1 protein-coding gene is annotated in these 1,694 nt (G+C 76.6%); it reads left to right on the top strand.

Translation table 11 applies throughout. From position 1 onward, the window contains the following. On the top strand, positions 1 to 1,694 hold a 1,694-nt coding region (locus ABZT04_RS45910; RefSeq protein ID WP_356066688.1), incomplete at both ends, for a polyketide synthase dehydratase domain-containing protein.

Raw genomic sequence — 1,694 nt, 5'->3', positions numbered from 1 at the left:
GGTTCGACGTCCTGGCCGGGGCGTGGCCGCCGCCCGGCGCCGAGGTGCTGGCGACCGCCGACGTGTACGAGCGGACCGCCGACGGCGGCTTCGCCTACGGCCCGGCGTTCCAGGGCCTGTCCCGCGCCTGGCGGCGGGACGGCCGGGTGTACGCGGAGGTGGCCCTGCCCGAGCAGCAGTGGGGCCGGGCCGGGGCGTTCGGCATCCACCCGGCGCTGCTGGACGCGGTCCTGCACGCCTGCCTCTTCGCGGACCTGGCGCCCGCCGAGTTCGGCCGGCTGCCGTTCAGCTTCGAGGACGTGGCGCTGCACGCCGCGGGCGCCACCGCCGTACGCGCCTGCCTGACGCCGACCGGGCCGGACACGCTGTCCGTCCAGGTCGCCGACCCGGCCGGGGGCCCGGTGCTGTCGGTGGGCTCGCTGGTGATGCGCCCGCTGACCCCGCAGACGCTGACCGCCGCGGAGCACCGGGACGAGACCGTCCTCGCGGTGGAGTGGACCGAACTCCCTTCGGTGGCCGGGAAGACGGGGCCGGCCGGTGGCCTCGACACGGTGCTCGGCCCCGTCGTGGCGGGCCCTGGCGTCGAGGTGCCGTGGCTGCCGGGCGTGCCCGTCCACCCCGGCCTCGCGGATGTGCGCCCGGTGCCCGGCCGCCCCCTCGTGCTGGCCGTGGCGGCGCACGACGGCCCGGTCGTCGAGACCGCCCACCGGTGCGTCCAGTGGCTGCTGGCCCAACTCCACACCTGGCTGGCCGAGCCGGAGTTCGCCGGTTCGCGGCTCCTGGTGCTGACCCGCGGCGCCCTCGCCGCGGGACCGCGCGAGGCGGTCGCCGAGCTGGCCGCCGCCACGGCCTGGGGCCTGGTGCGCTCGGCGCAGGCGGAGCACCCCGGCAGGATCACCCTCATCGACGCCGACCCGGCCGCGGACGTCACGGCGGGTCCGCTCGCCGCGGCCCTGTCGAGCGGCGAGACCCAACTGGCCGTCAGGGCCGGCGCGGTGCTCGGCGCCCGGCTCGCGCGGATCGAGCCCGGCCTGGTCGTTCCGGAGGGCGGCGGTGCCTGGCACCTGGACTCCACGGCCAAGGGCACGTTGGAGAACCTGCGGCTCGTGCCGTTCCCGGCGGCCGAACGCCCGCTGGGCGAGGGCGAGATCAGGATCGAGGTGCGCGCGGCGGGGCTGAACTTCCGCGACGTCCTCAACGCCCTCGGCATGTACCCCGACCCGGATGAGCCGTTCGGCAGCGACGTCGCGGGCGTCGTCACCGAGGTGGGCGCCGACGTGACGGACCTGCGGGTCGGCGACCGCGTCATGGGCATCGCCAACGGCGGGATCGGCTCCGCCGTGGTCGTCGACCGGCGGCTGGTGGCGCCGATCCCGGCGGGCTGGTCGTACACCACGGCCGCCTCGGTGCCGACGGCGTTCCTCACCGCCTACTACGCGTTGGTGGACCTGGCCGAACTGCGGTCGGGCGAAAGGGTGTTGGTGCACGCGGGCGCGGGTGGTGTCGGCATGGCCGCGCTCCAGATCGCCGGGCACCTGGGCGCCGAGGTGTACAGCACCGCCGGCGACGGCAAGCGCGAACTGCTGCGGGAACACGGCGTCGACGCCGCGCACGTGGCGTCCTCGCGGACGCTGGACTTCGAGGACGCCTTCCGGCAGGCGACCGGCGGCCGGGGCGTCGACGTCGTACTCAAC

This window comes from Streptomyces sp. NPDC005492, from assembly GCF_040605995.1.
Lineage (GTDB): Bacteria > Actinomycetota > Actinomycetes > Streptomycetales > Streptomycetaceae > Streptomyces.
Note: the sequence above shows the minus strand (reverse complement) of the source record. Positions and strands in the feature narration are given on the sequence as shown.